General features: G+C 50.6%; 15 protein-coding genes. 5 read left to right on the top strand and 10 right to left on the bottom strand.

What is annotated here, in order from left to right; genetic code table 11:
- Positions 1-6 precede the first annotated feature (6 nt).
- The 10 genes from JWJ90_RS07320 to JWJ90_RS07365 all read right to left on the bottom strand — a co-directional run bounded on the left by JWJ90_RS07320 (position 7) and on the right by JWJ90_RS07365 (position 16499).
- A complete protein-coding gene (locus JWJ90_RS07320) occupies positions 7-774 on the bottom strand; it encodes an ABC transporter permease (protein ID WP_240194814.1) in 768 nt (255 codons plus the stop codon).
- Between the two features lie 19 nt (positions 775-793).
- Positions 794-1780, bottom strand: coding sequence for an AAA family ATPase (locus tag JWJ90_RS07325; RefSeq protein ID WP_205226551.1), 987 nt, complete (start codon positions 1778-1780; stop codon positions 794-796).
- Positions 1781-1926: 146 nt separating this feature from the next.
- Positions 1927-2967 carry a chemotaxis protein CheB gene (locus JWJ90_RS07330; protein ID WP_205226552.1) on the bottom strand — a complete coding sequence of 347 codons (1041 nt, stop codon included), beginning with the start codon at positions 2965-2967 and terminating at the stop codon, positions 1927-1929.
- 128 nt (positions 2968-3095) lie between these two features.
- A complete protein-coding gene (locus JWJ90_RS07335) occupies positions 3096-4526 on the bottom strand; it encodes a chemotaxis protein CheB (RefSeq protein ID WP_205226553.1) in 1431 nt (476 codons plus the stop codon).
- Between the two features lie 4 nt (positions 4527-4530).
- The gene (locus JWJ90_RS07340) at positions 4531-8352 is read right to left on the bottom strand and encodes a chemotaxis protein CheA (RefSeq protein ID WP_205226554.1); all 3822 of its coding nucleotides are present in this window, start codon (positions 8350-8352) and stop codon (positions 4531-4533) included.
- Positions 8349-9080: a HAMP domain-containing protein gene (locus JWJ90_RS07345; RefSeq protein WP_205226555.1), complete on the bottom strand. Its 732-nt coding sequence runs from the start codon at positions 9078-9080 to the stop codon at positions 8349-8351. The genes JWJ90_RS07340 and JWJ90_RS07345 overlap by 4 nt, the downstream gene beginning before the upstream one ends.
- 93 nt (positions 9081-9173) lie before the next feature.
- Complete coding sequence (locus JWJ90_RS07350) at positions 9174-9521, bottom strand: response regulator (protein WP_205226556.1); 348 nt, start codon at positions 9519-9521, stop codon at positions 9174-9176.
- 52 nt (positions 9522-9573) lie between these two features.
- Positions 9574-10080, bottom strand: coding sequence for a chemotaxis protein CheW (locus tag JWJ90_RS07355; protein WP_205226557.1), 507 nt, complete (start codon positions 10078-10080; stop codon positions 9574-9576).
- A 213-nt stretch (positions 10081-10293) separates the two neighbouring features.
- A complete protein-coding gene (locus JWJ90_RS07360) occupies positions 10294-12894 on the bottom strand; it encodes a methyl-accepting chemotaxis protein (protein ID WP_205226558.1) in 2601 nt (866 codons plus the stop codon).
- 1532 nt (positions 12895-14426) lie between these two features.
- Positions 14427-16499, bottom strand: coding sequence for a TonB-dependent receptor plug domain-containing protein (locus tag JWJ90_RS07365; protein ID WP_338032300.1), 2073 nt, complete (start codon positions 16497-16499; stop codon positions 14427-14429).
- A 664-nt stretch (positions 16500-17163) separates the two neighbouring features.
- Here JWJ90_RS07365 and vnfD point away from each other — a divergent pair.
- The 5 genes from vnfD (at position 17164) to JWJ90_RS07390 (ending at position 23337) form a co-directional block, all read left to right on the top strand.
- A complete protein-coding gene (gene vnfD, locus JWJ90_RS07370) occupies positions 17164-18552 on the top strand; it encodes a nitrogenase vanadium-iron protein, alpha chain (protein ID WP_205226560.1) in 1389 nt (462 codons plus the stop codon).
- Between the two features lie 3 nt (positions 18553-18555).
- Positions 18556-18894: a Fe-only/vanadium nitrogenase subunit delta gene (locus JWJ90_RS07375; RefSeq protein WP_205226561.1), complete on the top strand. Its 339-nt coding sequence runs from the start codon at positions 18556-18558 to the stop codon at positions 18892-18894.
- Between the two features lie 50 nt (positions 18895-18944).
- A complete protein-coding gene (locus JWJ90_RS07380) occupies positions 18945-20330 on the top strand; it encodes a nitrogenase component 1 (RefSeq protein ID WP_205226562.1) in 1386 nt (461 codons plus the stop codon).
- Positions 20331-20455: 125 nt separating this feature from the next.
- Positions 20456-22009: a nitrogenase component 1 gene (locus JWJ90_RS07385; RefSeq protein ID WP_205226563.1), complete on the top strand. Its 1554-nt coding sequence runs from the start codon at positions 20456-20458 to the stop codon at positions 22007-22009.
- Positions 21994-23337 carry a nitrogenase component 1 gene (locus tag JWJ90_RS07390; RefSeq protein WP_205226564.1) on the top strand — a complete coding sequence of 448 codons (1344 nt, stop codon included), beginning with the start codon at positions 21994-21996 and terminating at the stop codon, positions 23335-23337. Before JWJ90_RS07385 ends, JWJ90_RS07390 begins: the two co-directional genes overlap by 16 nt.
- The last annotated feature ends 82 nt before the right edge of the window (positions 23338-23419 follow it).

Here is a 23419-nt window from a genome sequence, read left to right on the forward strand (position 1 = left end):
AAAATCCTATTGGGAAAAGGTGCCCCAGGCGACAGCCTCGGCTTTTCCCAGTTTTTTCATGGCCATATCAAGTGCAAGGCCGATCAGTCCGATAACAACCATACCTGCCATGACATAATCCATGCGCAGGGCATTGCGTGAATCGAGAATCAGGTAGCCCAGCCCAGAATCCACAGCGATCATTTCCGCCGCGACCACAACCAGCCAAGCGATTCCCAGAGTGATACGCAAGGCTGTGATCACTTCAGGAAGCATGGCAGGAACAATAATCTTGCTGATGACTTCCCAGCGAGTAAGGTTAAAGTTGGCGGCAACCTGGAAGTAGGTAGGGTTGATGGAGCTGACTGCCAGGGTGGTGGAGACGACCAGTGGGAAAAAGCTGGAGAGAAAGATAAGAAAAACGGCCGGTGGTTCACCAATACCAAACCAGAGCATGGCAATGGGAATCCAGGCAAGAGGAGAGATTGGGCGCATGAACTGAATCAGTGGATTCAAGGCGCAAAGCAGGAAAGTATTACGGCCAAGTACCATCCCCAGAGGAATTCCCAGAAAGATGGCAAGGTAAAACCCTGCAGTAACGCGAAACAGGCTGGCAATGGTGTGTTTGACAAGGGTCCCATTGGCTATCAATTGCCCGATGCTGGTGACAACGGTCAAGGGATCAGGAAAAACTTGGGTCTTCCAACCACTGAAACAGATAGTCAGCTCCCAAATGACGATAGCGCCACAAAAGGTGAGCAATGGCAAAATAAATGACCGGGAAAGTATTTTCATATCAGCCAAGTGGTTGTCCTTACCCCGCTATGATAGGGCTCTGTTTATCTGTGTTCTGTTCTGAGGACAATGCCGTTGGCATAGAGTCAAGTATTTCCTTGGCCAGAAGAATATGCTGCCGGGCCGCCGTACTCTCACGGTCGTAGACGATCGCTGGCAGGGAAAGGATCTGGGCCTCCTTTATTTTACTGTCACGTCCAATAAGCGTCGTGAAAAGTTTTCCAGGATAGAGTTGCTGCAGTTTTTCGTATACGACCTGGGAGGCGGTTTCGTTGGCATCGAACATGGTGATGAGAATCCGAAAAGTAAGGCCCGGGTTCGTCTTGGCCTGGATCTGCTCGATCAGTTTTTTGATTTTGGTCACGCCATGGGTGGCAAGGAATTCGCACTGACAGGGGATGATGGCCATCTGAGCTGCTGTTAGGGCGTTCATTGTAAAAAATTCTATGGAGGGAGGTGTGTCAATCAGGATGTAATCAAATGACTCGCCTAACTGATTGAGGCGATCACGCAGCAGAAATTCAAAGAATTGACGACTCAGGTACCGCTTATTCAAAAGCGCCATGTTCATGTTGGAGGGAAGCAGATAGAGGCCTGTATAGCGGGTGGCAATAATATGAGAGCTGAAATCTTTGACCCTTGTATCGACTATTTCAAAGAAGGAGTTTCGATCCTGGTAGCCCAATGACAGACTGAGGTTTGCCTGGCCATCAAAGTCAATGAGCAACACCTTTTTTTTCAAAAGCGCCAGAGATAAGCCCAAATTCAGGCAGGTGGTCGTTTTAGCCACACCGCCTTTCTGGTTGCTGAAGACAATGATGTTGTCCATGGCAAAACCGTGCAGGGCTTTGTCGCGATCAAAAAAGAAGAGTTCCCCTGCATTCGTCTCTTTTACCTGTCGTACGCCTTCCCCACACTGTCTGCAGCGAAGTCGGTCAAGATTCGCGGGTGCTGCATCGGTTTTCAACCGGTATTTTTTTCCGCATCCCTTACAGACAAACAACATTGCCTTTTTCCTCAGTACTTTTTATGGGTGCCTTGAATAATTAGATTTTCCAATCAAGGTCAAGGTGTGCTCAAAATTTTACCGCAGGCATCGAAACGATAGAATTCAACAATCCCTCTGGGCCCCCAGATATCAGGGAGCTGGAATCATGATTCAAGTGTTTGCTGGACCGCGGCAGCAAGATCACGGTCCTTGACAATCTTATCGGCTACGCCGCATCTGATGGCGTTTTCGGTCAAATTGGGAAAGACGCAGTAATGGGTGTCCTGAACCAGGGTCGTTCCCTGATGACGCTGGATCATGCCCAGCCCTTCAGCGCCGTCATCGCCTATGCCGCCTAACAAAACACCGACAATAGGGCCCTGAAAAGTTGCAGCGGCTGAGCTGTAGAGGAGATCAATAGGCCTATCTACGGGACCTCCCACCAAGACCAGCGGTTTGCCTTCAGTTGAGGTGGTAAAACTCAGTGAGGTTTCCGTTGAGCCGATATAGCACCTTCCTGGTTCAATAATCGTGTCCTCCTGCAGGGCATGAATTTTCCAGGGAACGGATTTATCGAATTGTTCTGCAAAGGTTGCCAGTATTTTGAGGGATATATCCTGAATAACCACGATACCGGCCCGTAGTATAGGCGGAAGGGTTGCAATCATACGGATAACCGTGTTCGGTCCACAGAGATTGGTACCGATAATGACCAGCGCTTCAGGAGGAAGGGTTTCCCGGCTGGAGTTCTCAGGTTTGTTTTCTGAAAGGGACGGGAGCTTGGCTCGATGGATGTTGCCGACTTTGACCGCGGCGGCCAGCTTCACCCTGTCGATGATCATCTCTTTTCCCTTGTTGAGGTCTCTGGAAACAGCACCGGAGGGCTTGGGAACAAAATCGACCACCCCCAGCCGCAGGGCCTCAAAAGTGATGGCGCCGTCGGCAAAAAGGGAACTGAGGACAACGATCGGAATTTGACATTTGATCATGATGTGGCGAATGGCACTGATCCCGTTCATGACCGGCATATCCATGTCCAGAGTGATCACATCCGGCTGAAGTCGCTGAGCTTTTTCCAGGCCAACCAAACCATTCTCAGCCGTATCGATCACCTCGATCATGGGGTCGGAATTCAGTATGTCGACCACCGCCCTACGCATGACGCCGGCGTCATCGACGACCAGTACTTTAATTTTTTCTTCCATAGACCTTTGGTTTCCAAGTGCTTTCATCCCCAAATTTTTCCACATGCATTGCAAGGCTGGGATGGTCGGGGAGGTATGGCATCTTTTTCCTTTTTGGAGATGAGAGAGAATTGGAATTTTGTATACGATCAGTTTGCCCTGGCACGAACAATGCGCGTTATTTCAGCAGCTATCTCATCATCGGCAATCACCAGAGCCCTGTCACATTTTTTCAAGGCTGCCTCGGCCATTTCTTTCAGGAGACATGTTTCGGGTGACTGAACCAGTGCCTTTCCCCCTGAATGCAGCAACTCGTTCAGACCATCGGAGCCATCACTGGATGCACCTGATAGCGTAATGCCTACGGTGGAGGGGCCGAATTTTTCCGCCAGCGAGATCATCAAGATATCTGCGGCCCCCCGGCGGTTGGGAAACGATGAGGGGGTAAGCTGCAGCAATAGATCCCTGCCCGACTGTTCAATGGTTGCATATTCCTGCCCGGAGACGAGGTAACAGATCCCGGGTTGCACTGCATTGCCGTTTGTTGCACGCTGAACAGTGATCTGGCTGTGCTGGTTAAGATAGTGGGCAAATGCGTCCACATGCTCAGTGGCTCCGTAGAGTACGACCAGAAAAGCTGCTGGCAGATTCGGGTCCAACTGGGGGACAATCTTTAACAAGGCTCCATAGCCCCCCTCACCGGCGACCATGCAGGCGACATATTCCAGCTCTGTCTCTCCCTGAATATGTTGTTTTTCCTGGCGCCCTCTGCGGATATAGCGCACAGAATTGATGGATACTTTTGAGGCCAGTTGGATTTTTTCACGGATAAGTCTAATCTGTTCCTCTTTATCGTCCTCGCTCAGTTGTGAGGGCTTGGGGATGAAATCAACGGCTCCGTATTTCAGGGCATCAAAGGTGATGGTTGCACCATCCTGTGTCATTGCGCTGACCATGACCGTGGGCAGGGGAAATTGAATCATGATCCTCTTGAGCGTTGAAATCCCGTCCATGACCGGCATATTGACATCCAGAGTGATCACATCGGGGGTGAGACTGGGGATGAGATCAAGGGCTTCTGCGCCGTTTGCTGCACTGCCGACAATGAGAAAATTCGTCTCGTCGAATATGGTGGCAAGGGCCTTACGCATCATGGAGGAATCATCGACTATGAGCACCCGTATCCGTGTATCTTCGATTTCGGCGAACGGCTTGTCCTTGTCTGTTTTCGCTAGAGGTTGCGTCGGCGAGTCCTCATCTTGCCTGCGGCAGGCCTCGAGCAAGAGATGCTGCCAACTCTGGACAATGGAGTTTGTATCGGGAACCTGACCGAGAATGGATTCAAAGTTGCCCTGATTCCAGCCCATGATGGCGAAAAACGCTTTTTCCCCCGATATATCGCCTGCCTCCGCGTGGACAATTTCCCCTTCAACCAAGTAGATAGTGCCCTCTCGCCCGTCTTTGGTCACACGAATTGCGGTGCTGGTGCCGCCAATGCAGCACATCTGGAGGATATCGGAGAGCTGGACGTTGTTGAGGGTTCCGACAAATCCTCGGCTTTTTGTGCCTGGGGTGTTCATAGTCTTAACTCTCGGATGTCATCGTTGCAGGTTCGTTGATCCTGCGGTTTTGTCTGCCAATGGTGAGGTGAACCAGATCATGGATATCAAGAATAAGCGAGATGCGTCCGTCGCCAAGTATGGTTGCTCCTGAAAATCCTCTGTTGTCACGGAGATAATCAGGCAGCGGCTTGATAACGACTTCTTCCTGTCCACGCAGGGCGTCGACAACCAGCCCCACCCGGCTCTTGCCTGCGCTCACAATGACGACAAAGGTCTTCTCATCGTTTTCGCTCTGGGAGTGAAGGATGGGCAGATTGAATATGGTTGAAAGGCGAATCAGGGGAATGGTGCTGTCACGGAGGTAGATTACTTCATTGGATTTGATACTGTGAATCTCCTCGTCACGCACCTGCAGGGTCTCGTCAACCGCTATCAGGGGTATGGTGAACAGCGAGGTCCCCACCTTGACCAGAAGGGCTTTTATAACCGCAAGCGTCAATGGTATTTTAATGCGAATGTTGGTCCCTTGACCGGGTTGGGAGTCAATCTCAATGGTACCGTTGAGATTTTCCAGGTTTTTCCTGACCACATCCATCCCGACCCCCCGACCTGAGGTACGGGTCACCTCGGCAGCGGTTGAAAAACCCGGTCGCATGATGAGTTCGGTGATTTCCTTGGGAGAAAGAGCGTCCAATTGCTCCTTGCTGATCAACCCCTTTGCGAGGGCCTTTGATTGGACCGCCTCAAGGTCGATGCCGCGTCCGTCATCAGTTACCTCGACAACCACGTGACTGTCTTCGTGATAGGCATCAAGTTTCAACAGCCCTTTTTCCGGTTTGCCCAATGATCTGCGGGTTGCGGCGGGTTCAATGCCATGGTCGACTGCATTGCGTATGACATGGATCAGCGGATCGGCAATTTCTTCAATGATCATTTTATCCAGCTCGGTATCTGCACCGCGCAGTACAAGTCCGATATCCTTATCCGTGTCATGCACCAGGTCTCTGATCAGCCTCGGATAGCGGTTGAACAGTTGGGATATGGGCAGCATCCGTACCTTCATCACGCCTTCCTGCAATTCATTGGCAACTCTGCCCAGGGCTACAATTGCCTCATGAAATTTGAAGGAAAAGCTTTTGACCTGTTTGACCTCCCGTTTGTCTAACTCCGGGATATTTTGCAGGTGCACCTCCATTCTTCGCAGCTCATTAAAGAGTTGGGAAAACCATGCACGATTAATAACCAGTTCTCCTGCCTGGTTCATCAGCTCGTCAATTTTATTGGCATCAATGCGCAGGCTTTGACGAAATACCTTTTCAACGCCTGACTCTGCAGTTTTCCTCCTCTCTCCTTTCCGCCGCTCCACACCTTGGAACTCGTCAACCATGGTCGGATCATTCTCTGCTGGGGCAGGAGAAGGGAGGGCTGGCTGCGTTGATTCTGAAGGCTCGGGTGGCAGGGAGACAACCTTGTGCTCCTGGCTCTCCTCCTCAGAACAATGCAACACACCTTCTGCATTTTGTTCTGGATCAAGAAGTGCACCCAGGTTGTTGTCAGGGGGGGAGGGCTGCTGGTCGATTGAAGCTGTTCTCTCTGTTTTCAAGGCGTCATCGAGCGCGGCGCTAAGCCGATCAGCCAGCATTTGCTTTTCGCCGATAACGATTTCTTCATGGAATGTTGGTTCTTCAGAAAGGAAGTCCTCTTCCTCCTGGTCCACTGCAGTGCTTGAGAAAAGCTCTTCGGTACGATCTACTAAGGAACTATCTTTTTCCGCATCAAGGGACGGTTGTTGCTCTGTTGTGGAGGGGGGAGTTACAGCGATTTGTTGTTCCATCCGGGCTGGACTCTGAACGGGGGATGTTGATTCTTTTTCTTGTATTTGTGGAAAAATATCGTAGAGCTTTTTGGCATATTCCCCAATGCAGTTACCAATTTGACTGGACAATTCCGTGCCCGTTGGGAAGAGCGAGAAGGAATCATCCAGTTCCTTGAGTTCGTCGACCCACTGGTCGTAAAGTCCGGTGAGTTTTTCATAGCCCATATAGTTGGCAGCTGCCCGAATACGGGTAATCTTTTTTGTCAGGGTATGAAGGACTGCCTGTGGGTTTTCGTTTGCTGGGATTTGATGCGCCAGGGTTTGCACCACCTGAAGATTATCTTTGAGTTGTTCCAGAAAGATAGAAAACAGTTCCGTGTCTATGTTCTCCTCATACTCATTCTCAGGCTGAGATGCAGAGGGTTTCTGGTGGAGAGGCTGGTTGTGCGATGCAGCAGGGGAGGGGGAACAAGGGGCTGCTGCTTCTTTAGCTATGTCTATTGGTGCCACTGTATCAAGTTGAGGGAAGAGTTTGGATATTGTAGCCAAATAGGTGTTGATCCCCTCATCAATAAGCATCGTACAGGTTGGTGGAGCCGTCAGTGATAGCTGATCTCTGAAACCAGTCAACGTATTCTGCCAGCGCGCACAGAGACCAACGAGGCTGTCATACCCCATATAGTTGGCCGATGCCTTGAGACGCTGGAGTTTTTCATCGATTGCGACAAGCAGCGCCGACCTTTCATCTGAGGCAATAAGCTGCTCGCCAACTTCCCGAATTTCCAGGAGATGGCGTTGCAGCTGTTCAATAAAAATCGCGACAAGCTCTGCATCTTCTGTCGTATCAATGATGCTTTCTGTATGTTCCCCCTGCAAAGCAGGTTCTGCCCGGGCTGGCAGGGGATCCGGTTCGCTCTGCGGTAGCGGGCCGTCAGGCCTCTCTTGGAAATCGGGCTGCTCCTCTTGACTATCAAAAATATCATCAAGCTCAAGTGTCAACTCTTCTTCATCATGTTGTCGTGCATCGGCTTGCTGCGCTACTCCTGCAGGAGCGTTTTCAACCAGTGCTATTTCACCGAGCTGCGGAAAATAGTGCTGGATAATCTGAAAAAAGGTGGCAATGCCCTCCTGAAAAATATCGTTGCGAGAGATGGCCTCAGTGGAGGAGAGTTGGTCCTGAAAGGTAGCAAGGGTATCCTGCCAGCGCTTGCAGAGGCTGACGAGTTTGTCATACCCCATGTAGTTGGCTGAACCGTTTAAGCGCCCTATTTTTTGCCTGATCTCACTTAAGAGTTGGTGCAGGTCTTCAGAAATGGCTATCTGAGCGGCGAGTTCTTGAATATCGGATAAATTCAGGTGTAATTGCTCAATATAAATTGCAAACAGCTCCTGGTCCTCTCCGGTTTCTTCTATCGTCTCAGTTGCGGCATCGCTGGCCCCATCTTGTCCAGAAGTGCCCACATGATCAGGTGCTGGCCCGGGTGAGGCTTGAGAATGAGCGACCGAAGAGGTTGTCTCGGCTACAACATCAGCCTGGTTTGACTCCAAATCAAAAATATCGTCCAGGCTGAGCGAGATCTCTTCTTCAGAGATGGATATGGGGGGATTCGCAACCGTTTTCGCAACCTTTTTGAACAATTTTTCAGCGGGTTCGTTTAAAGAACGCTCGATTGCTTCGATAAGATCATCTGTTTGCGTTCGCTCCTCCTGATATCCTTCTACATCAGCAACCAACGAGGACAGTCTGTCACGGGCGGCCATAAGCGTATCAACAAGAGAGGCGTCAACATTGCGTTTGCCTTGACGTACTATCTCAAGGATATTTTCAAGTTTATGGGCAAGATCGCTGGTCACGCTTAATCCGAGATAGGCGGAGGAACCTTTTATGGTGTGGACGTCTCTGAAAATATCATTGATGATTTCCAAATTTTCAGGATCAGTTTCCAACTTGATCAGGTTCACTTCCATTTCATCCAGATGTTCGCTCGCTTCGGCGACAAACTCAGGAAGCAGTTCAGGGTCAATCATTGTAAGCTCCTCGTTGGCTGTCCATCCTCCGAAATGGTGCTGACACCTGGTTGTGCCGTTCCTTCGAGCACAGTCTTTGCACCCGCCATGGCGCACTGGTCTATGATCTGGACATCATAGAGAGTGAAGGAGGTAATGACCTGTTCCATTTTTTGCACGTCTTGCTGTATTGCCGTGAGGTCCTGGCGCAGTTGCAGAAGATGTTTTTCCGGGTTTTGCAGCATTTCGTGTTCAACAACTCGGTCAAGTATGATTGAAGAGTCCCGAAGATGGTTCCAACTCAGGAGAATAAGCTCCTGGAATGTACTGGAAATATCGTCGAAACGCTGACCGAGTTTTCTAACCTCCGCACAGCCGTTTTTAGGCATAGTGATATCCAGATTACCCTCGCTGATCTGGCGCGCCAGCGAAGCCATGCGCAGCATTGGGCCAATCAGACAGCGGTAAAAAAAGGTGAGCGCCAGAACACCTCCTATCAGGAGAAAGGCAAGGAGTGATGCCAGCCCCACTTGGATTGTTTGCAAAACAACGGACACCGGATGGCGATCGATGCCCTGTGCAAGGTGAGAGGGCAACTGTGCGGAAACCGCTGAAATCAAGCTTTCCTGGAAGGCTGGGTTGTCCAAACGGATGAGAAGCCACAATCCGATGCAGAGCGGAATGATGAGCATCATGAGAGATATGAGCCACACATAGATGCGGGTATTCTGTCGTTGAAGCCTGCCCATATTACACCACCCTGAGGCCTGCAAAAGTTCGTGTCAGCGGCTGGGCGCCAAACAGTTTCTTGTTGAGCATGGAGCTTTCCGTTTCAGCTGGCACTACAGCAGCAGAGGCAGCAATTCTTCGAGGTTATGTTTGTTGACGAACCCCAGAGCTCCCAGATCTGTCGCCTGTGCAGCATATTGGTCTTTATCAAGATTGGTGAAAAATATAATCCGGGCGTCAGGATCAAGAGATAGAATCTCCCTGGCCGCGGCGAAACCATTCATGTCCCGCATGGTTACATCCATGATGACGATGTCGGGAGCGAGTGTTTTATACTGCTCGATAGCCTCTATCCCGCTTTTTGCTTCACCGGTGATTTGGTGTTCCGTTGTTTCCAGGAGTTTGCGAACCATCTTGCGCATGATGGCGGAATCATCCACAACTACAATCCGTTTGCCCATACCTGATATTCCTCTCAGAACGTGGTTGTCTCTCTCATTCCTCTTGCTTCTCTTATTCCGTCATTGCCTTCAAACGTTTGATTTCATCGACATGAAGGATTCGTGCGAAGTTGAGTAGAATGAGAAGCCTTCCGTCAATGTCGCAGACTCCGTCGATATACTGACTCTCCAGACCCGCTGTTACAATTTCCGGTGGCGGTTCGATACTGCGGACAAGTATTTTGATCACCTTGGATACGGAGTCGACCCGAAATCCTGTAATGCGCCCTTCAATCTCCAGTATCAGAATCCATATTTTGCTTCCCTCTGTATCCTGTTCCAGAAGATTGAGTCGTTTACGCAGGTCGATGACCGGAATGATGTTGCCGCGTAGGTTGGTCACACCTTCCACAAAATCCGGTGAATTAGGGATAGAGGTTATCGGTGCGTCACGGATGATTTCACGTACCTTTAAAATATCTACACCGAATAATTCCCGTCCTATGGCAAAACCAACCAGCTGCATTGAGGCATCGACAGAATTTGTCTCGGTATTACGTAGCTCATTTGCAGTGTTCATTATGCATATCTCTTGTTGTTCAATGTTGAGAGCATCGTATAAGGGTGTCTTGAATAATTAGATTTTTCAATCAAGGCCAAGGATTGCGCAAAATTTTACCGCAGGCATATGTGTGATATCGGAGTCTTCGCTTACCTCCGAGGATAAAATTTTAAGCATGACGCCGGGATTGGCAGAAAAAGCAATTATTCAAGATTCCCATAAGTCAAACCCTTAAGCAGCAGCGTCCTGACGAATCTTGAATTTTCTGACCTCGTCGGCCAATTCATTGGAGAGCTTCTGCATTTCCTCGGTAATGGTGATAACTTCGCCGGTTCCTTTGAAGGTCTCTACCGCTTTTTGAGCGGTATCCTCGGTCGCCGTGATAATTTTCTTGGAACGTTGGGCCTGGGCAGATGTCAGTTGATCGATTTCTTCCGAACGGGCGACCACCGTCTGCAATTCGTTTTCCGCTTCGCTTGCAAGCTTATTGGATTGTTCAACAAGAGTATCAATGGCCTTGGCCTGTTCCATGAGGCTGGAGAGGGCTTCCTGGGCAGCAGCTCGGCGGGCACCCTGTTGACCGGCCATTTCCATAATTTCTCCAGAGAAGGTGTTTACTTCCGTCATGATCTGCTGGACGTTTTTCGCGCTAAGGGCCAATGTTTCAGCTACCTGCACGATTTCTTCAATAGCCTGAATGTTTCCTTGACCACCCTGGGCAATTTTTTCCAGAGCAAGTTGTGACTGGTTCGACAGGGTTGTTCCTTCCTCGACTCGTTTGGTAGAGTCTTTAATGAGTTTGGTAATCTCGTTGGCAGCATCAGCGGAACGTTGCGCCAGCTTGCCAACCTCGTCAGCAACAACGGCGAAACCTTTACCATGCTCACCGGCACGAGCAGCCTCGATGGCAGCATTCAGTGCAAGCAAGTTGGTCTGTTCTGTAATCTCCGTGATAACCGATATGATTTCAGAGATCTGTTCCGATGAATCAGCAATAGCCTTCATACCTTGTACTGTTGCATTGATGGTATCGTGGCCTTCCTGGGCGGAGAGTAACACCTGCTGTCCTTGATCTTTGGAACTTTCAGCTGCTTGGGTGAGGGAGGCAACAGCCGATTGCATGACCTCGATAGCCTGGGTGGCCTGCTGAACCGCTTCCCCCTGGGTGGTCGCCGCGGCCACAACCTTGGCGCCAGTATCACCCATGTCACCTACACGTGCGATAACCGTACCGGCTTCCGTGTTCTGCACATGTGTCGCCTGTTCCACCGATTCCATGGACTGCAACAGGCCTTGGAGTTTTTGACTGGAAAGAACAGCCTGATCTTTCTGAGCGGCGGCATGCCCGGCGACCTCGCCGGCTGTTTGTCCCATCTCATTGATAATGGACTGCATCTCTTCGGTTGTCTTGAGATTCATCTCGGCACGATCTCGGTTTGCAACAGCACGCTGAGCAACGTTTCCGGAGCGGTTCTCCACATCCTGAGCTGCGGTATTGACAATTGTGAAGGAGTTTTGCAGCTGCTTGATCAAAGCGTTCAACGCGTCTGCCATCTCACCGATTTCATCTGAACTTACGGTAGGAACATTCTGGGTGAAATCACGATGTTCTGCCACGTGATGGACAGTACGGGCAATCTTGACAATTGGGCCGGCGATGGTGCGCGCAGTAAACATCCACACCAGGATGGTGATGAGCAGGACCACCGCGGCAACTGTGCCGAATATTTTCGTGGCCCTTCGTCCATTTTCTGCCATCATTTGCGGTACGGCGAGCAATTCATCCTCATACGAACCCGCAGCGATAATCCAGTGCCAGGGCGCAAAGTAGACAAATTTTGTGATCATCATGCGTGGAGTAGGATCACCAGGGTTTTTCCATAAGTAGAGCTGTTCTCCTACTTCGCCATTGCCCAGCTTCTCGGCTTTATTGATAATTTCTTGAATGAATAACTTGCCGGAGCTGTCTTTTTCCTGGAAGATGTTTTCACCGTCGCGTTCACCGTTCTGGGAAAGGACATAGCGACCATCAGTATCGAGGATATACGCATAGCCGGTTTCGCCGACCTTGGTGTCCAGGATTTCCCGCCTCATAAATTCGTTCAGCTCCGAAAAAACACCGACAGAGAGCATGCCGATAACCTGTCTGTCGCTGTTGTAGATCGGCTCATAAGCGGTTTCGAGCCATTTATTGACAACAAGTGACTTGCCGGCAAATTTTTCTCCTCTCAGCACAGTGGTGATAACCTCATTGGGTTTACCGTCGGGATCGAGGTGAGGAATGTATGTGCCGAGGGCCCTGGAACCATCGGCGTTTATAACGTTGGTCGCGACTCGGAGCATATCTCCGGAGTCGTTCATTTTTTGGAAAATGGTGGCTGAGACCCCCTGGAGATCTTTCATCTTGTCAACAATGGCAACTTTTTCTCCTGTGGAAGTTGTCTGTCCCAGCCATTGCTGCCCTACGTATAATTCCGGCAGGCTGACGGTGGTGGTTGCTTGGGAAAATTGGTTCCTCGCAGTCCATTTGATCTCCTTGCCTGCTTTTCCATAGGCTATCCCGCCTTCGTCGTTCACAAGGCTGCGGGCTAATTTCAAGGCGAGTTGAAGCTTCTCGTCGACCAGATGTTTCTGTGTCTCGATATTGGCCTCAACGACTTTGAGAATATCTTCAAGCTGATTGTAGACGATCTTTTCGGTTTCTATCTTGGCAATGGTATTGATGCTGCGATTCTGAAAATGGTTAAAAACCAAAATGGAGAGAAGCGGGACCATAGTAAGAAAAATACCGATGGATAACAGTTTGGGAACGAGTTTTAAATTTTTCAGCATGGTTAACCTTCTTTTTTCCGATTATTTCACATGTAGGGGATCCCCTCGAGTTCCTTTGAGAACAAAGGCTAGCAAAGGGATATCCTCTCCAAAAGCTGAGTCAGGTAAAAAAGATTTTTTTTTATATGATGATCTCAGTGGTTGTCTGAAATCATGAAAAAAGGTGAGATAGGTGCGTACCGTTTGTCTGACGTGCGGATATGGCCAGAACACGCTTGAAAACATTGAATACCAATGCCTTCACGGTTTACACGGCTCGCGTAATGCTGTCTCTACCTTGGGTTCTTATTGCTTTATTTAATTTTTTCTACTGGAAAGAGGAACGTGTTGTATGGCTACAAAAAGAAGAATCCTTTTGTATCAAGGCATTCGGGGGAATGGATCGATGATATTGTGGATTGTTGTTTTTGAATTGGGAATATAACTGAAAAGATGAGGAATTTTAACAATGTTACACCTGTTTTAGTAATTATTTCTATTCGTATTCATTGGACCTGAACTAGTTTTAAAAGATACTCTATGTCATTCTCTGTTCACTTTACAAGTGAAAAGTAAACAATAATAAAAAGATTCTCTTCACTGTCTTTATAGCATTTTATAGGATTTAATTAGTTGGTAATTTACGAATAATACTAAATTTTTTTAAAAAAATTGAGGTGAAAAAAGAGAAAACTGTAAAAAATTCTTAAAAAGAAAATATTGCCTTTACATTTTTAAATGAGTTGATCAAGTAAAGTATCAATGACGTCTATTTCAGCCGCACAGGCAGTTTCTTGCAATGCTCATATTGAGGCTCTGGTCACAGCGCATCAGAGTTTTTCCGGTATGAACTAATCATTTTTTTCCACCAGATTATTAACCAGCCAGCGTGGGCACTAGCCTGCCAGTTTCGCAGAGTCGGCACTCACCTGGCCGTAATCGCAACCACATTTCTGGAAAACAAAAAGCCCTCAATGCTCGAGATGGGCATTGGGGGCTTTTTGTCGTTTTCAAGGGGGGATTATCTGCTTTCACATACCGGGTGGCTACTCCCGAAAGAGTGGATCAGCACCACAGAAAGAAAAGATGAACTCCATCCACTTGTTAGCACATGTTTCATCTCATAAACCGCTTTCTATCGGCAGGGTCAGATTGTTTTTTCTCTTTAATCGTGAAAGCGCTGTTTTCTCTTCTTCATCAAATGGGGAAATGAAAATTTGCACTTTACGGCATAGACCTATCAACTTGCGTGTAAGTGTAACTATTTGTTTCTTCATTATTTACAAGGTCAGTGATTGGTGAAAAGGGGTATGGGGCAGGTTTAGCTGTATGCAAACAGGTAGGGGATTCTGAAATCTAAAGGGCATCTTGAATAATTGCTTTTTCTTCCAATCCCCCGGAGTCTGGCGCTTACCTCGTCACGCTTAAAATTTTATCCTCGGAGGTAAGCGAAGACTCCGATATCATATATATGCCTGCGGTAAAATTTTGCGCAATCCTCGAAGTCTACGCTTATCTGGCCTTGATTGAAAAATCTAATTATTCAAGACACCCTAAAAGCGATAGACCAATTCGATGCCATAGGTGGCTCCAACATCGCGCAGCACTCCCCAGTTTGCCGTAGTCGGGTATCCCTTGTTGTTGGTTCCGTACTGTTCATCGGTGATATTTTGACCAAAGACTGCCATCGTCAATTTCTCCGAAAAATTTTTAGAGAGGCTGAGATTGATCGTGGTGAAATCACCCACTGTGTAGCCATAACTTAGATACGGCGAGACATACAGAACAGTGGCGTGAGACTCCCAGTCACCATGACGCCAATTGAGACGGGCGCTGTATTTCTTTTCAGGAAATTCATTGCCGTCAATACCATCCTCATTGCTGTCGACAAAATGGGTCCAACCTAGTTCGTACCCGAGTTGATCACGCAATAAGTGTCCCCTGATGCTCATTTCAAAGCCAAATCTTTGCCGGTTATCCGCACGGTAGACGGTCAAGGAGGTAGCCTCACCGGTAGTGGGATCAATGATGGGGTTCCCCGCTGTATCGGTGGTAATGGTTCCGTCGGCTACCTTGGCGTTCTTGATGGCATAGTAAAATGGAGTCAGCGTCATTTGAAAGGCATTGCTCCAGTTAGCCTCTATTCCAACTTCATACCGGTGTCGCTGCTCGTCGGGGAGGGTGGCGTCGTCGACGGTAGTCAAGACATCAGGTGTTGGTGTCAGATTAAATGAATAGCGGGCTGTAACTCTCCATACCGGATCAATCTGCCAGGCATTGCCTAAAGAGACGACATAGGCCTCATCGGTCCATTCCCCATCTGAAAGTTGCACTTCGGTCCCGCTGGAAAGATACTTGTCCCCTCCTTGCACAATTTTTTTCTTATCAACGCGCATGGCTGCATCCACAGACCATGTAGGGTTGAAGGCATAGATATCAGTCGCATAGATCCCATAAATTCTTTCCTCTCGCGGCGTGGTTTTTCCTTCAGAGCGTTGGAGCCAGGAGACGATTTGACCACCGATTTTCAGAGTGTTCTGTTGGGTGGTTATGGCATGGGCCAGGTTCCACTCTTCGGATCGATCTTCCGCATCCCTGCCTGCCACAGTACTTTTGTCGGTCAGGGTGTTGTAGGCATAGAGTGTTGCTTCGGTTCTGTTCCATCCATAGGTGAGTGAGGTATTGTGCTGCGCATTCCATGATCGGTTGAGATTTATGGCGAAAAGCACGGTGTCTATTGGGTCGTATTCCCATATGTTCTTGTCGAGCACCCCTGCGGGGGTGGGCCCGCTGATGGGATAATTGGTGGAACCGCTGTAGGAGCCAATGGCCCGTTGGATCTCCCTTGAGGCCGCGTTGTAATAGAGTGAACCACTTGCCTGAAATCCCTCGCTGTTGAAGCCGCCGTTCATCAACCAGGTGTTTCCCGTATACCCGTTGTTCCAGTCGTCCTTGCCCTGGCTTTGGCTGCGTTGATATCCGGCGCTGAGGGTGAAACGGTCATCCATCCACGAGTGAGCTGTGAATGCCGAAGATTTCCAGGTGTCATAGGATGCGTAGCTGGAGCGCACTTCGGTTCCATATGGACTGTCCGGTCCTTTTTTCCGGGTTTCAATGATGATGAACCCCTGATTGGGCGAACCACCCGATGCAGAGCCAAACGACATTAACGGACCGATGGTGATAACCGATGCATCACGGACAAATTTTATCGAATCGATCATTTCCACAGGGATATCACCAATGATGCGGCGTGCCTCGGTTGCAGTCAGGTAAACGCCGTCCAGGATGACGCTGACGCTGTCGCCGCGGCTGAAGGAGAAATTATGGACGCGTGCTCCTTGCCGCCGGATGCTCATTCCCAGTGTAGTCTCAATCAGATCGCTGACATCGCGCGGGCGGATGGCCTGGATATCTTCTTTGGTCAAGGTCTCGACCGCTTCCACGCTTTCTGGTAGGTAAAATCGGCTTGATATGGGTTCCTCTGTCGTTTCTGCCTCATCGGAAACGATTATGGGGGCCAGTTCTTTGGGTTGTTCTTCCTCAATATTTTTTCCCCAGGCGGGCAGGCTGAAGCAGTGCCAGAGTGCGATTGGAAAAATTGCCTTGTTGGTCCAGTTTTTCACGTATTCCTCCTTTGAATGCCAGCTGTCGAACAAGAATTGTTTGTTTGGGGTCTTCCTCACCAAGAAATATGCCATCCTAAATTCTCCTGGTGTTTTAACGGAATAACAGGGTGATGGTTTGGCTTGTCCGCAGGAGGGACCATGGCATGTCAGCTGGAATGCACCGACATGTACAATCGGCTGAAAAATTGTACCTCAAGTGCAACGATCGGTTGGAGCAGGGAATGAAGAAAGCGAGAGGAAGGAGGGGATTGGGCATTCTGGTGACAGTTTCTTTTTGGGGAACTTCCCATCCTTTTTTACGGGAACCATGTGTACCGATGGGAACCATCGCCTGGGAGGTGTACCTGATGGTGCTATTGGTCTGCTTGGTCCTGAAGTGACAAAGAAATTTTCCGGGGAGTTTGGGGCTCCCTCTCTCCTTGGTATTAGAGAATATAGTACGATAAAACAAGTGGTTGTCTGGTTTGATCCGACGAGATTCTACTCTCTTTGAAACCGATTTGCTGTATGGCACATCCTTTGCTGTTTACCAGGCAAAACGACGAACAGCGGATTGTTTTGGTACAACAACACGTTTATTTATCATTGGCAATCAGAGGGATCAATTGGGTGTTCCCCAATCCCTCCCGATGGCCGATGAGCAACAAAGGAGACCCTCGCCATGCCGATGGTATTGCTCGAATGCGATAAAGACATCCCGGAACGGGAGCAACATGTGTACATCAAGGCTGAAGGGGAAAACACCACGATGTTCCTCCCTGCCTCCAATGTAGCGACCATCCCAGGAACCTTATCCGAACGCGGTTGCAGTTTTTGCGGTGCAAAACTGGTGATCGGAGCCGTAATCAAGGACACGATCCAGCTGATTCACGGTCCCATAGGCTGTGCCTACGATACCTGGCATACTAAACGCTACATCAGTGATAACGATAACTTCCAACTCAAATACGCCTGGTCCTCGGGGATGAAGGAATCTCATGTTATTTTTGGGGGCGAAAAACAGCTTGAAAAGAGCATTAACGAAGCCTTTGACGCCATGCCAGAATCCAAACGCATGTTTCTCTACACGACCTGTACCACCGCACTTATAGGCGATGATACCCGCGCTGTGGCCCGCAGGGTTATGGATCAGCGACCTGATGTGGATATCTTTATCATAGAATGCCCCGGATTTGCCGGCGTCAGTCAATCCAAGGGGCACCATGTGCTGAACATATCCTGGATGAATGACAAGGTCGGTACCCTTGAACCGGAAATCACCAGCCCCTACACCATCAATTTTATCGGCGATTACAACATCCAGGGCGACACCTTTCTTTTACAGGAATACTGGGATCGTCTCGGTATCCAGGTCATTGCCCATTTTACTGGCAATGCCACCTATGATGAGTTGCGCTGCATGCATCGGGCGCAGCTCAACGTGGTCAACTGTGCCCGTTCTGCCGGCTATATCGCCAACGAATTAAAAAAACGGTACGGCATCCCTCGTCTGGATATGGATGCCTGGGGATTTCGCTACATGGCCGACGGCCTGCGTAAAATCGGGGCCTTCTTTGGCATTGAAGACAAGGTGGAACAACTCATCGAGGAGGAGTACGCCAAATATAAACCCCAACTCGACTGGTACCGCGAACGGCTGACCGGGAAAAAAATGGCTATCTGGACCGGCGGTCCCCGTCTCTGGCACTGGACCCGGGCTGTGGAAGAGGATCTCGGGGTGGAGGTGGTGGCCATGTCCTCCAAATTCGGCCATCAGGAGGATTTTGAAAAGGCAATTGCCCGCGGCAGGGTTGGCACGGTCTATATCGACGACGCCAATGAAAAAGAATTTTTTGAAGTGATCGATATGGTTCGGCCGGACGTGATCTTTACCGGGCCACGGGTTGGGGAGCTGGTGAAAAAGATGCACATTCCCTACATCAACGGCCACGCCTACCACAACGGACCGTACATGGGGTTTCTCGGCTTCGTCAACCTGGCCCGTGATATGTACAACGCGGTCAAGTCGCCCATGTGGAAGCTGGCGGCCCAGGACATCAGAGAGGTCTGAACCATGGAAAATAAAATAGAACAACTAACTGAATATATACAAAAAGATTGTCTGTGGCAGTTTTTCTCCAGAGCCTGGGACCGGGAAGAGAACATTGAAGGGGTACTGAACGGCACCGAAGCATTGCTCACTGGCCCTGTGGAGGAAGCTACCAGCGATATGGATCGCTGCCATATGGCGGACGCCAAAGTGCTCTCACGTGCCTTTACCTCCAGTTTCGGGTGGATCCGCGACATGAATAAAGAGGAACTCCACGCCCTTTTTCAGGGGGTCAAGCAACGGATGCGCGAGATTGTCATTACCTCCTCCCACAACGAGGAATTGCACGTCAAGAATTATTAAAAGACACAAGGGGATATTCAAAATTCCCGCAATGTTTGATGAGGAAAACCATGTCCTGCACAGTAATCAAGAAAAAACGCGCCGGTGTTATTAATCCGGTCTCCAATTGCCAGCCCTGTGGAGCGCAATATGCGGCTCTGGGAATCAAGGATTGCATCTCCCTGGTCCATGGCGGTCAAGGCTGCTCCATGTTTGTTCGCCTGGTTTTTGCCCAGCATTTCAAGGAAAATTTCGAGATTGCCTCCTCCTCCCTGCATGAAGATGCGGCGGTGTTCGGAGGTGGGAAGAGGGTAGAGGAGGGCATCGAGGTCATGGCCCGGCGCTATCCCGATTTGCGCGTCATCCCGGTGATTACCACCTGTTCTACAGAGATCATCGGCGACGATATCGAGGGTACCATCCGTAACGCCAAAGCAAGATTAAAAAAAATATTTCCTGACCGTGAAATCCACATATTGCCGGTGCATACACCCAGTTTCAGGAGCACCCATGTTGCCGGATACAACGAGTGCATCACCGCAATGGTCAAAGGCATGGCCAAGCAGACCACGGCCAACGGCAAGCTCAATATCTTCAGCGGCTGGGCCAATCCCGGTGATGTTCAGGTCTTCAAGAGCTATTGCCAGGAAATGATGGTCGATGCCACCATCATACCGGACATGGAGCCTCTGGATTCCCCCACCTTGCCCAGCAAGGAGGTGCTTACTGGCGGCGGGACCACGGTCGAAGATCTGGCCGGAACAGGTGATGCCCTAGGCAGCCTTTGCTGCAACCGGTATGAGGGCGTTGATGCGGGCCGCTACCTGGAAGACAGCTTCGACGTGCCCATGCAGCTGGTCAACACCCCCATCGGCATCAGAAATACCGATGCCATGCTTCATGCGATTAGCGACATGACAGGGAAACCCATACCCGAATCCCTGGTCAAGGAACGGGGCTTGGCCATCGACGCCCTCACCGATCTCACCCACATGTTTTTTGCCGATAAGAAGGTGGCCATCTTCGGCAATCCGGATCTGGTGATTGGCCTGGCGCAATTCTGCAAGGAAATCGAACTGGATCCCGCCTTACTCCTCTTGGGTGACGATGCCTATAACTTCAGCCGTGATCCGCGGATCAAGGAACTTGAAGAAGGGCTCGACCATGACATGGAGGTGGTGGCCAATGCCGACCTGTGGGAACTGGAAGATCGGATCAAGAATCAGGGTATCCACTACGATCTGATTCTTGGTCATTCCAAGGGGCGCTATGTGGCCATTGACAACAATATCCCCATGGTGCGTGTGGGCTTTCCCACCTTTGACCGGGCCGGCATGTATCGGCAACCGATTATCGGCTATCGGGGCGCGGTTATACTCGGTGAATTGATCGCCAATACCCTGTTCTCCCATATGGAATACACCCACGATCGGGAATGGATTCTCAATACTTGGTAGATTTCCCTTCCCCCCGTGTTTGTATGCCATGATGGCAAGCTTGCCTCAAACAGCGATACTCGCCGTCGGCGTCCCGGAGTCCAACTCCCCCTCACACTTCGGGACGCCGACCCACTGGAGGACCCATGACCTATATCCCAAAAATTGCAGGCGGTCTGCTTACCGATAAGATCGTTTTTCACGGTCCGTTAAGTGAACTCTATCGGCTGGCAGGCAAGGGCGCTATTCCCACGCACCTGCAGGGAAGCCATACCCGCCCCTGTAAGTTCTGGACCGCCACCAAGATCCTTTCCGGTATTCGTAACAGTGTGGTCCTCACTCATGGCCCCAGCGGTTGCGCCTACGGGATAAAACAGGCGTACAAACTGACCAATTGCCGCAATAGCGGTGCGGTCTACGAGCCGGTGCTGAGTACCAATTTGGACCAGAACCAGATTATTTACGGTGGGGAAGACGAGCTGAAGGCCGCGATCAGGGAGGTTTCGGAAAAATATGCGCCCAAAGTGATTTTCGTGGCTACCAGTTGCGCCAGTGGAATTATTGGCGACAATGTGGACGGGATTATCCGGGATATGCGCGGAAGGGTCGAAGCCGAAATCATGCCGGTCCATTGCGAAGGGTTTTCCGGTGAATACCGTTCTGGGTTTGATCTCGTGTTTCGCGATCTGGTCAAGCTGATGCACCCACCTACCGAGGAGGAAAAGAGTCGTTTGGCACGTTCGGTGAATATTGTCGGTGCCAAGATGGGGCCGGAGCGGACAGAAATCGACACCGATCTCAAGGAACTTGTCCGTCTGGTCGAGGCCATGGGAGCTTCGATCAACGCGGTGATTGCAGGGAACTGTTCCCTGGAACAACTCCATCGGGCTCCGTCGGTGGCAGTAAATTGCGCCCTCTGCCTCGATATCGGCTATGCCGTGGGCACGGCCATGCGTGATGCCTTTGGCACGCCGCTCAACTCCACCATCCTGCCCTATGGCATCGCCGCCACCGAGAGTTGGCTCCGAGGTGCCGCCACTCACCTGGGCTTGGAGGCCGAGGCCGAAGCCTTGATGCAGCAGGAATATGCCGCAATTTATGCAGATTATGAGGAGGTTCGGCCCCACCTTGTCGGTAAGACCGCAATTATCGAGGGCCACGATGCGATCAAGTCATTGGCAATCGCCCATATGCTGGACAAGGATTTTGGGATGCGGGCGATTATCTACAATTTTCACCCCTGGAGTACCGAGGCCCGTGAAACCAGTATCGATTATATGCTGGAGGCCGGGCTGGATCCTGAAATCCTGATAACCAAAGGGACCCTGGCTCTGGGGCGATATGAATCCATGCAACAGACCGAAGACGAACTGCTTCAATTTCTCGGCGGCCTCAATCCCATGGAGACGGTCTATTTCGGCTCGTCACTTAGTTTTCCCAAGATACCCCTGGTGGATCTGAACGCTATCCTCAACCGACCCCGGTTCGGGTATCGGGGGGCACTCAAGGTGGCCCAATGCATCAAGACCGCCCTTGATTACGCCTTCAGGCCTCGAAGTACTCTGGCCAAGCGTATCGTTTTCCCCAAAGACGGGGGATTGGCTTCTGCCGCCTCGATGACTCCTAAGCAGGCGCAGAACCTACCCGACTGTACCCTCTATGCCGGAGGCAGAAGGAGAGGTCAATGTATGATGAGTTAAAGTTCTACCAGTGCAACCACTCTCAGGACCCGCTGGTGGGATGTGCTCTGGAGGGCGTGGCCACGGTCCTTGCCGGGATCGAGGATGTGAGTATTCTCATCCATTCGCCCCAGGGCTGTTCCTCCACCGTGGCCTTGGGCTACGACAATCAGGAGATTGACTTTACCCGGCGTAAGTCCGCCTGCACCCGCCTGTTTGAAACCGACATCATCATGGGGGCAACGGATAAGCTGAAAAATCTGATTGTGGAGGCCGACTCGACCTTTGCTTCAAAGGTGATGTTTGTCGTGGGTACCTGTGCAGCTGACATCATTGGTGAGGATATTGAGGCTGTTTGTCGAACGATGCAGCCTCAGGTCGGTGCCCGCTTGATACCGGTTTTTGCCGGTGGCTTTCGCGGCAATGCCTATGATGGTATGGATCTTGGCCTGGAAGCCCTGCTTGCAGTCATGAAAGAGCCTGAGAAACGCGATGCGAGGAGCGTCAATCTGATTGCGCCCCAGGCCTCGCTCAACCCGACCTGGCGGGCCGACCTCCTCTGGGTGCGCAGAGTGCTTACGCGCATGGGCATAGAGGTCCGGGCGGTGCTCACCCGGGATACATCCCTGCATGAACTGCGGCACGCCTCCTCTGCCAGTGTCAACCTGCTGCTCAGTCACGATGTCGGCTACGACATGGCCAAACGCATGGAGGAGCGGTTTGCCATCCCGCTTCTCCTTGCGGACATCCCCCTCCCCATCGGGCTGATAAACTCGGCACGTTGGCTTACGGCTCTGGGCAGCCACTTCGGTGCCGAGTCAGCTGCGCAGGAGATCATCACCGAGGGCGAGACCATGGTTACGGACGTGCTCAGACGGCGCGGACTGATGATCATTCCCCGGTACCGCAACTGCCGCATCACCCTGAGTGCTGATGCCACCATCGGCATCGGGCTGGTGCGTATGCTTTTTGCGGAGTTGGAGATGATCCCGGAATGTATCCTCCTGCGCTCGGGGCGACCGGAGGCCCGAGACCTGCTGGCAGCGGAATTGACCGAGCTCAATTTGGCCGCCAAGGTAGCTTTTGATGTCGATGGGCACCAGATGCGCTCGACCCTGGCACAACAGGATCCTCATGCCGTGCTCGGTTCGGCCTGGGAACAGTATATGGCTGAGGAGGTGGGCATACAGATTGGGTTTGATCTGCTCACCCCCACCAACCGCGATACCTACGTGGATCGCCCCTATATGGGCTACGAGGGGATGCTGAATATGCTGGAGGTCATGGCCAACGATTTCGAACGGGCACAGCGGTCCAAGCGTATTGCCTGGGAAAACTATACCTCGTAATACCGTCCTGGGCGGATACGGAACTTTCCTGCCCTCTTGATCCGGTCCGTCCGGGATGGTTCTTCTAAAGATTGATGAGAAT

This window comes from Desulfobulbus rhabdoformis, assembly GCF_016919065.1.
Lineage (GTDB): Bacteria > Desulfobacterota > Desulfobulbia > Desulfobulbales > Desulfobulbaceae > Desulfobulbus > Desulfobulbus rhabdoformis.

Coding starts and splice junctions, on each gene's coding strand:
- JWJ90_RS07355 (WP_205226557.1), bottom strand. CDS start 10,080: ATGAACACTGCAAATGAGCTACGTAATACCGAGACAAATTCTGTCGAT.
- JWJ90_RS07380 (WP_205226562.1), top strand. CDS start 18,945: ATGTCCTGCACAGTAATCAAGAAAAAACGCGCCGGTGTTATTAATCCG.
- JWJ90_RS07360 (WP_205226558.1), bottom strand. CDS start 12,894: ATGCTGAAAAATTTAAAACTCGTTCCCAAACTGTTATCCATCGGTATT.
- JWJ90_RS07350 (WP_205226556.1), bottom strand. CDS start 9,521: ATGGGCAAACGGATTGTAGTTGTGGATGATTCCGCCATCATGCGCAAG.
- JWJ90_RS07340 (WP_205226554.1), bottom strand. CDS start 8,352: ATGATTGACCCTGAACTGCTTCCTGAGTTTGTCGCCGAAGCGAGCGAA.
- JWJ90_RS07345 (WP_205226555.1), bottom strand. CDS start 9,080: ATGGGCAGGCTTCAACGACAGAATACCCGCATCTATGTGTGGCTCATA.
- JWJ90_RS07325 (WP_205226551.1), bottom strand. CDS start 1,780: ATGTTGTTTGTCTGTAAGGGATGCGGAAAAAAATACCGGTTGAAAACC.
- JWJ90_RS07335 (WP_205226553.1), bottom strand. CDS start 4,526: ATGAACACCCCAGGCACAAAAAGCCGAGGATTTGTCGGAACCCTCAAC.
- JWJ90_RS07330 (WP_205226552.1), bottom strand. CDS start 2,967: ATGGAAGAAAAAATTAAAGTACTGGTCGTCGATGACGCCGGCGTCATG.
- JWJ90_RS07385 (WP_205226563.1), top strand. CDS start 20,456: ATGACCTATATCCCAAAAATTGCAGGCGGTCTGCTTACCGATAAGATC.
- vnfD (WP_205226560.1), top strand. CDS start 17,164: ATGCCGATGGTATTGCTCGAATGCGATAAAGACATCCCGGAACGGGAG.
- JWJ90_RS07390 (WP_205226564.1), top strand. CDS start 21,994: ATGTATGATGAGTTAAAGTTCTACCAGTGCAACCACTCTCAGGACCCG.
- JWJ90_RS07320 (WP_240194814.1), bottom strand. CDS start 774: ATGAAAATACTTTCCCGGTCATTTATTTTGCCATTGCTCACCTTTTGT.
- JWJ90_RS07375 (WP_205226561.1), top strand. CDS start 18,556: ATGGAAAATAAAATAGAACAACTAACTGAATATATACAAAAAGATTGT.